Source organism: Bacillus sp. MMSF_3353 (assembly GCF_030733445.1).
GTDB lineage: Bacteria > Bacillota > Bacilli > Bacillales > Bacillaceae_G > Bacillus_A > Bacillus_A wiedmannii.
Genome location: NZ_JASHJA010000068.1, coordinates 1 through 8,182 on the forward strand (window position 1 = coordinate 1; position 8,182 = coordinate 8,182).

6 protein-coding genes and 1 pseudogene are annotated in these 8,182 nt (G+C 32.5%); 3 read left to right on the plus strand and 4 right to left on the minus strand.

What is annotated here, in order from left to right; genetic code table 11:
* Positions 1–37 precede the first annotated feature (37 nt).
* Positions 38–1,198 (plus strand): tyrosine-type recombinase/integrase, encoded by a 1,161-nt coding sequence (locus tag RBB48_RS31200; RefSeq protein WP_306008821.1) that lies wholly within the window; start codon positions 38–40, stop codon positions 1,196–1,198.
* 225 nt (positions 1,199–1,423) lie between these two features.
* Here RBB48_RS31200 and RBB48_RS31205 read toward each other — a convergent pair whose 3' ends face one another.
* The 4 genes from RBB48_RS31205 to brnQ all read right to left on the minus strand — a co-directional run bounded on the left by RBB48_RS31205 (position 1,424) and on the right by brnQ (position 6,125).
* Entirely contained in the window at positions 1,424–1,672 is a 249-nt protein-coding gene (locus tag RBB48_RS31205) for a SunI/YnzG family protein (protein ID WP_306008822.1), read from the minus strand.
* A gap of 365 nt (positions 1,673–2,037) precedes the next feature.
* The gene (gene glsA, locus RBB48_RS31210) at positions 2,038–2,967 is read right to left on the minus strand and encodes a glutaminase A (RefSeq protein WP_097861640.1); all 930 of its coding nucleotides are present in this window, start codon (positions 2,965–2,967) and stop codon (positions 2,038–2,040) included.
* 169 nt (positions 2,968–3,136) lie between these two features.
* Positions 3,137–4,594: an alanine/glycine:cation symporter family protein gene (locus tag RBB48_RS31215; protein ID WP_306008823.1), complete on the minus strand. Its 1,458-nt coding sequence runs from the start codon at positions 4,592–4,594 to the stop codon at positions 3,137–3,139.
* A gap of 205 nt (positions 4,595–4,799) precedes the next feature.
* Complete coding sequence (gene brnQ, locus RBB48_RS31220) at positions 4,800–6,125, minus strand: branched-chain amino acid transport system II carrier protein (protein ID WP_306008824.1); 1,326 nt, start codon at positions 6,123–6,125, stop codon at positions 4,800–4,802.
* A 287-nt stretch (positions 6,126–6,412) separates the two neighbouring features.
* On the opposite strand from brnQ, the pseudogene RBB48_RS31225 reads away from it, so the two are divergent.
* Together RBB48_RS31225 and RBB48_RS31230 are read left to right on the plus strand one after the other, a co-directional pair.
* A pseudogene (locus RBB48_RS31225) lies at positions 6,413–7,039 on the plus strand (RNA-guided endonuclease TnpB family protein); the annotation flags it as partial.
* A 138-nt stretch (positions 7,040–7,177) separates the two neighbouring features.
* A partial coding sequence (locus RBB48_RS31230) for a spore germination protein (RefSeq protein ID WP_306008825.1) occupies positions 7,178–8,182 on the plus strand: 1,005 nt, incomplete at its 3' end.

Sequence of the window (8,182 nt, forward strand, 5' to 3'; positions counted from 1 at the left end):
TTTTATATAAAAGAAATTTATAAGGAGTTGAATAACATTGAAACTTGAATTAGATACTCTTCATAGTGAGAATTCTTTAGAAAACATAGAGAAACAAAAACAAAATTTTACAAACATAATTGCATTATGGAACCTTGGTTATATAAATGAAGCGGAAGTAAAAAAGGAAAATAATGAAAGAGAAGATTCATATACATATGAAGGGTTTTCAGATGAAGAAATATTGTACTACTACTTGAATCGACAAAAACATTTTGACCAAGAAAAACGGATTAAGGATGCATCAAGAACCCTATATGCACGTGATCTAAGTCAGTTTTATTTCTTTATTAAACAAAGTGTGGAATTTCTACAGAAAGATGTAAAAGATTATAAAGTTGGTCAAGTCTGGAGAAACCTTAGAAAACGACATATCCGTAATTATCAAAAATGGTTGTCTCAAGAGGCAATCTCCTATCAATCTAAAAATAAATACAAGCCATCTACAATTAGTAGAAAGCTTGGTGTTATTCGTTCCTATTTGAAATGGCTATATGAAATCCAATATATTCAGGAACCTCTACATGTTGAGATACTAAGTACAACTGTAAATAAACAACATAAACCTAAACGGGAGTTATCATATGAGGAAGTAAAACAGTTGCTTCATTACTACAAGGATAATGAAATCAATTACGCTTTATTGTCAGTCCTAGCTACTACAGGGTTACGTGTTGCAGAAGTCGCACATGCAAAGTGGGATGATCTTGAATATGACGCTATACGCGGACGATATTATTTAAAGGTTGATACAAAGGGAGATAATGAGCGGATTGTTTCTATTAATAAGGAAATTTTCAATCGGATTGCCGCATTTCGAATGCGGAGAAGATTACCTATAGACATTGGGAATAGAAATGGTGGAACAGTATTTCAAACTAAAAACCATACTGCTTATAGAGAGAATTATTTGTCACAATATATTTCTAAAATTATTAAGGATACTCAGCTACCCTTTACAGAAAATATCGGAATTACCCCCCACTTCTTTAGACATTTTTATGTACAGTACTTATATGATTACAAAGGATTACCACCTCATATTATTGCAGCTGCAGTAGGTCATAAAAATGATCGTACTACGAAAGAAAATTATTTGAATCAGCGATTGACGAAAGATAATGATGCCGGTAATCTAATTTTGGAAGATGAATTTTAATTTAAACGCTCTATAATTAGTTTACAGGACTTAATCCTGTTATATTTAGATGTGTAATTTTTATATAATTAAAATTGATTTTTAAACCATTTTTCATGTCTGTCATTACAGTTTATTCATAAATTCTCCGCCAAGATTCTTTGATAATTTAGCCTATCTATAGGGAACCTTGTCGTGCTTTATTATAAAATACTTAGAAAAATTCACATCAGAACTTTTTGCAAGTTAAAAGTTGATTTTATTTAGCAGTGTTAATTTATTAGTTGTAAATAATTTATAATCTAATTTTTTTGTTCTAATAACAACTATTTCTGAAAATTCAAGCTCTCTACCGACCTTTACCACTTTGATAGTGTTCGTAATAGTATTATTTGTATTAACCTCAACGATATCCTCTAAAGAAATATTGATTATTGCGCTTTGCCATGTAATGGTTAATTTTTCTTTTGATTTAATAATTTCTATCTCTGTCATATTGCTAGTAACTCCCTAATCTATTTGTGTATATCTATATAATAGAGTATATGTTTAAAATAGAAACCAGCCAATTTCATATATATTCACTCAGCCATTGTGTAAATAGGTAATTCTGGTATAAAGGTTCTTAAAAGATAAAAATTTAGATTTAGCGTTATTAAATCTTATGCAATTTTATATAAATGAAACTGCAGCGTGGTCACGAACTGCAGTCTCATTTATATATATAGATTGAAATGCTTCAATCCCTTTATCCATGTCTCTTTTTAGCTTTTTGCTGACTTTGTATCAGAATTCCTTTAATTTGAGTAAGATGCTATTTAGAATTTTTCATCTATCTTTATATAATTAGTACTAAAAACCTAAAAGATACTCCAGCATTCTTTTAAGGAAAGTAGCTCTAGTATTTTAATACCAGCTATACTATTTCCGTTTGCATCTAGAGCGGGACCAAAAATACCAATTCCCATTTCTCCTTTTACGCAGCCGAATATTCCACCGGAAACGCCACTCTTCGCGGGAATCCCTACGCGAATTGCAAATTCACCAGATTCGTTGTACATACCACATGTGACCATAAAGGTTTTACAAATTTTTGTTATATGTTTCGGAACAATTTGTTTTTTTCTATATGGATCATATCCATCCATTGCAAAAATTAAACCTATCCGTGCTAAATCAATACAGTTTACCTCAATTGCACATTGTCTTGTGTATAAATCCATTAACGCCTCCACATCTCCATGAATAATATCATTTTGCTTCATGTAGTAACAAAGAGAGCGATTTAAATAAGCTGTTCCTAATTCAGAGGCGGCTACTTTTAAAGAGTAATTAATGGTAGGATTATCCGTAATATCACGCACAAAGGAAAGAATCCGTTCCATCTTCTCGTCATTACTATCCCCTGCTAGTATACTTGTAATTGCTAGTGCTCCTGCGTTAATCATTGGATTGAGTGGCTTAGAGGGGCTAGCTGTTTCTAATTTAATAATAGAATTAAATGGATCACCAGTTGGCTCCATTCCAACTTTAGAAAATACATACTCTTCGCCGCATTCTAAAAGCGCAAGTGCAAGCGTAATTACTTTTGAAATACTTTGAAGTGTAAAGAGCGTTTCTGAGTTACCGGCATGAATATAATCTGTCTCTTTATGATAAATTGCAATCCCTAAATCATCTAGATTCGCATTTCCTAGTTCTGGGATATAAGTAGCCAGTTCCCCTTTTTTTGTATATGTTTGTACTTGCTCTAACAATTGTTCTAGGTTATTTGTTTGAATGCACTGCATCACTAATACGTCCTTTTCCTCATTATTAATTGTATTCTAATTATCAAAATTCTCTATTTCCTCAACTTGATAGCTGTGTTCATAATCTGTATTTAATAAACGACCTGAATAAAAGTGCGTCTTCAGAATCCTAGAAATTGACTCCTCTGTATTTAAGTAAATATCTTTGTTAACCAATCTTTTGTTTGTTTTTTTCATTGTTCCAGCATTCAGTATTCTTTAAATTAGGAATATTAGTTGCATAGAAAATCGGATCTTTTCCAGCTTTCTTTTGTCTTATATAATCATTGAGTGCAGAGAAAGCATATTTTCCAAGGAAAATAATTGCAATGAGATTGAAAATGGCCATAATCCCCATGAATAGATCTGCAATATCCCATACAATTTGAATTGTAGCTATAGAACCGAGCATTACCATACCAATTACTGAAATACGATATATCATTAATAATGTCTTACTACCACTTAAAAACTCAATGTTTGTTTCACCATAGTAATAGTTCCCAACGAGAGAACTAAAGGCAAATAGAAAAATTGCTACCGCTACAAAGGTAGGTGCCCATGGACCGATATGGGTTTTTAATGCTTCTTGTGTTAATTGAATTCCATTCAAGTCTGTAGAATTGTGCATATCGGATAGAAGGATCATAAATGCAGTACAACTACAAATTATTAGTGTATCAGTAAAAACACCAAGCGTTTGAATAAATCCTTGTTTAACAGGATGAGTAACATTGGCAGTCGCAGCTGCGTTTGGAGCGCTTCCCATACCAGCTTCATTTGAAAATAAACCACGCTTTACTCCTAGAAGAATCGCAGCACCAAGTCCTCCGCCTACAACTTCCTTAATACCAAAAGCATGCAGCAAAATTTCTTTAAATAGAATAGGAACTTGCGTAATATTTGTAATAACCACAAATAGTGCAACACCAACATAAAGAATCGCCATAAATGGTACAATCATTTCTGCAACACGAGCAATCCGTTTTACGCCTCCAAAAATAATTAGTGCGATTAAACCAACTAGTATACAGCCGACAATTTTAGGTTCCAGATTGAATGCGCTTTCAAACGCTAGTGAAACTGTATTCGCTTGAACAGCATTAAATACCAGACCAAAGCAAACTGTAATTAAAATTGAGAAAACAACTCCCATCCAACGTTTATTTAATCCTTTTTCCATATAGTAAGCTGGACCGCCTCGAAATTTATTACCATCTTTTACTTTGTATATTTGAGCAAGTGTACTTTCTACAAATGCAGAAGCTCCCCCAATTAATGCGATAAGCCACATCCAAAATATTGCACCGGGTCCGCCGGTGGAAATCGCAATTGCTACACCGGCTAAGTTTCCTGTACCAACGCGAGAAGCTGTACTCATGCAAAATGCTTGAAAAGAAGAAACTCCATTTTTTTCTTTTTGTGCTTTACGAGTTGAGGAACTTGCGCCATCACTAAGTAAGCGAATCATTTCACCAATATAGCGAAATTGTACAAACCTTGTCTTAATTGTAAAATAGCATCCAATCCCAATTAAAAGAGCAATTAGGATGTAACCCCATAAAAATTCATTTGTTATTCCAATGAATTTGTGGATGGAAGTGATTACATCTTTGATGAAATCCATATGATTAATCCCCCTTATTCTAATGAATATATTTATCTAAAAAAACGTGAATTCAGTTTGACAAAAAAATAAGCGGAAACATGATCTTCAAATTTTTTTATTAGCACTCAGATACTATTTTCGTTTATATATTTTCTCTTTGTACACGAATCCGACGTCTTTTTAGAGTTACATTGTTCCAATGATTACAATTTCCTTAATGATCTTACGTAGTAGAACATTGTTTAATTCTTCCAGAAATCATCAAACCGATCAAACCACCAAGTAAGGCTATTAAAACCCATCCCATTCCTTCATTATATAAAGGAACTTGTTGCATGAAAGTAAGCAGCGAGTCACTAGCCAGTTCTGCTGTTTCTAATCCTTGTATTATACTAATCAGTAATGCTCCTAAAACTGATCCAACATAGACAGCCTGCTTATCTTTTATATAACGATCAAAAAAAGCGAGAATAATTAACACTATTGCTACAGGATAGATAACAATTAGGATAGGTAGGGAAAGTTTAATTAGCATAGACAAACCAAGGTTTGATACTCCAAAGCTAAATAAGCAAATAATTAAAATGATTTTGTTATAAGGAATATTTGGAAATAGTGTTGTGAAAAATCTCCCACATGCTGAAACGAGTCCTACAGATGTAGTTAAACATGCGAATAACATTGTAATTCCTAATAAGGAAAGACCATATTGCCCAAATAAATGTTGTACTACATTTGTTAATAACACACTTCCGTTTTCAAATGTGCCAAATGTTTGAGAAGTAGCTCCAATATAAGCAAGTGATATATATATGATAGATAATCCAAGTGCGGCTATAAGCCCTGCTACTATAGTAGATTTAGCAATTGATTTTTTATTTGTAACACCTTTTTCTTTTATAGCGTTAATTACGATAATTCCAAATACGAGAGCAGCAAGGGCATCCATTGTTAAAAATCCTTCAATAAATCCTTTGAAAAAAGGAGCTTCCTGATATGAATCAGAGGGTGTTGAAATAGATCCAACTGGTGAAGAAATTGCTTTAACAATAATAATACTAATCATGATTAGTAACAGCGGGGTTAAATATTTTCCAATTCTATCTACCAATTTAGAGGGATTTAAAGATAGATAATACGTTATGGCGAAATATACAAATGTGTACAGAAGTAATATATACCATTGATTTTGCATGGTGTTACTTAAAAAGGGGGCAACAGCCATTTCATATGAAACAGTGCCTGTACGAGGAATGGCGAAAAAAGGGCCAATTGCTAAATAAATGATAAGAGGAATAATAACACCACAGACGGGGTGAATCCTACTAGCAAGGGTACTAACATTTCCATCAAAAAGGGAAATAGCAGCGATGGCTAGTAATGGAAGTCCAATACTACTCACAACAAATCCCGAAATCGATATCCAAATATTCGTTCCAGATGAATATCCTAATAATGGAGGGAATATCATATTACCTGCACCAAAAAATATTGCAAACAGCATAAGTCCAATAGGGATTGTTTCTTTCAAGGTTAATGATTGTTTCATAGAGCACTCTCCTTTTTTGACGAAAAATGTCGAAATTTTAGTTTTTTTCATTATAGCATATGTTATTAGAAAATAAAGAAAAATAAAAATGGGAATAATTTCTTAATCCACTTAAAATACCGTTTTAAGTGGATTAAATCATATAAATCCCCAAATTCCATAAAATCAATTAATAAAAATACACAGATATTTTAAAATTAAACATTCGTATATTGAAATTTCAATAAATAATTATCATTTTTTCCTAGAAGACTCCTTCCTCAAGGAACTCCAATGGGAGATGAATCGTGTCACTATTAGTTGAAACAGAAGTGCAAGAACTTCCAAAAACAAATTCTTACATTGAAATGGCTGTAGAACTATAAGATTTTGCCATTTTGTCAGATGGAATGACCTAGAAAATTCCGAATTTTTTTCGATCATTAGAAGAGAAGTTAGCGAAAGCACAACTTATTCTTTCTAGACGAACGAAAGAATCTTCTCGCTGGAATAAATAGCGAGTAAAAGTAGCTAGAATTCATGAACATATAGAAAATACTAGAAAATATTACTTGTACAAAATCTCAACTGAGATCATCAAAAATCATGATGTTATCGATATAAAGGATTTGTAAGTATTGAATATATTAAAGAATCATAGGTTAGCAAAAGCAATTAGTGAGGTATCATGGTCACAGTTTCGAGCCATGTTAGAATACAAACCCAAGTGGTACGGCAAACAAGTTATTGTCGTATTGAAAACATTTGCTTCGATCTAATTATGATCTTGTTGTGGATATCAAAACAAAGACGTTTAAACTCTATGATACTGCCCTACTTGTCGTACACACCATGATAGGGAGATTAACGCAAGTATCAATCTAATGAATGAAGCGATAAGGCCTCTAACCGTAAGGACTATGGAGATATCCTAAATGAATTGAAAGTGAGGATAGTTTAAAACTACTTTCTACTTTATCCCTCTCAAAATAATTAAATTCAATGAATAAAATTTAATTATAGAAAAATAATAATAAAAAAACGGACTATTATACATATTAAGAGGTGAACTCATGTCCTTAATTGAAGAAACCTTAGAAACTAAGACAGATAAAACCATTGAAAAGATCCAAACGAGTAACTTACAAAAACTTAAAGATACACTAGATAACATCTTTGATATTAGTGCAGATTTGATTGAACATCCTTTGCAATTAAAAACAAACACGAATATTTTATTATATTATTTTGAAGGCCTTACAGATGGTGTCGCATTAAAAAGCAATGTTGTTACACCATTATTACAAAACGTAAATGAAGACAGTCAAATATTTAATTCTAATATTATTGCTACTCATACCAAAATAGTATATACATGGAATGAAATTAAAGAAGGATTACTTGAGGGTCAATGTGTAATGTTTATGGAGGGAGAAAAGCGGTCACTTCTAATAAATACAAAAGGCTGGGCAGAGAGATCCATTCAAGAACCGATTTCAGAAGTTACTATTAAAGGCTCACATGATGGTTTTATTGAGAATGCCACAAAAAATATAGGCCTAATTCGTCGATATATTCCTTCTACAGAGTTAAAAATCAAAAAGCTGACGATTGGAGAACGAGCCACTTCTTCAGTCTATTTAATTTACTTAGGTGATGTAGCAAACGCAGATGTAGTCCAAGAAATAGAAACTAGAATCTGTAATATTAAAACGGATGCGGTATTGGGCATTGGAGAACTATCTAATTATACAAAAGATCAAAATTGGACTCCTTTTCCACAGGCTTATTTAAGCGAACGTCCGGACGCCATTTCAAATCATATACTTGATGGAAAAATAGCAGTATTAGTTGATAGATCTCCTGGCGCGATGATTGTCCCAATGAATTTAATTGGATTTTTTCAGACTCCAGATGACTATAATATACATTGGTTCATTGCATCGTTTTTTCGTTTATTACGATTTTTAGGATTTATTATAGCGATTTTTTTACCCGCAATTTATATTGCTATCGTCTCTTTTCACTTTGAAATCATTCCTATAGATTTATACACTTCTATCGCAACGTCAAGAGTC

Bases quoted from the DNA above. Each gene is read 5' to 3' on its own strand.
- RBB48_RS31205 (WP_306008822.1), bottom strand. From the start codon at position 1,672: ATGACAGAGATAGAAATTATTAAATCAAAAGAAAAATTAACCATTACA.
- glsA (WP_097861640.1), bottom strand. From the start codon at position 2,967: ATGCAGTGCATTCAAACAAATAACCTAGAACAATTGTTAGAGCAAGTA.
- RBB48_RS31215 (WP_306008823.1), bottom strand. From the start codon at position 4,594: ATGGATTTCATCAAAGATGTAATCACTTCCATCCACAAATTCATTGGA.
- brnQ (WP_306008824.1), bottom strand. From the start codon at position 6,125: ATGAAACAATCATTAACCTTGAAAGAAACAATCCCTATTGGACTTATG.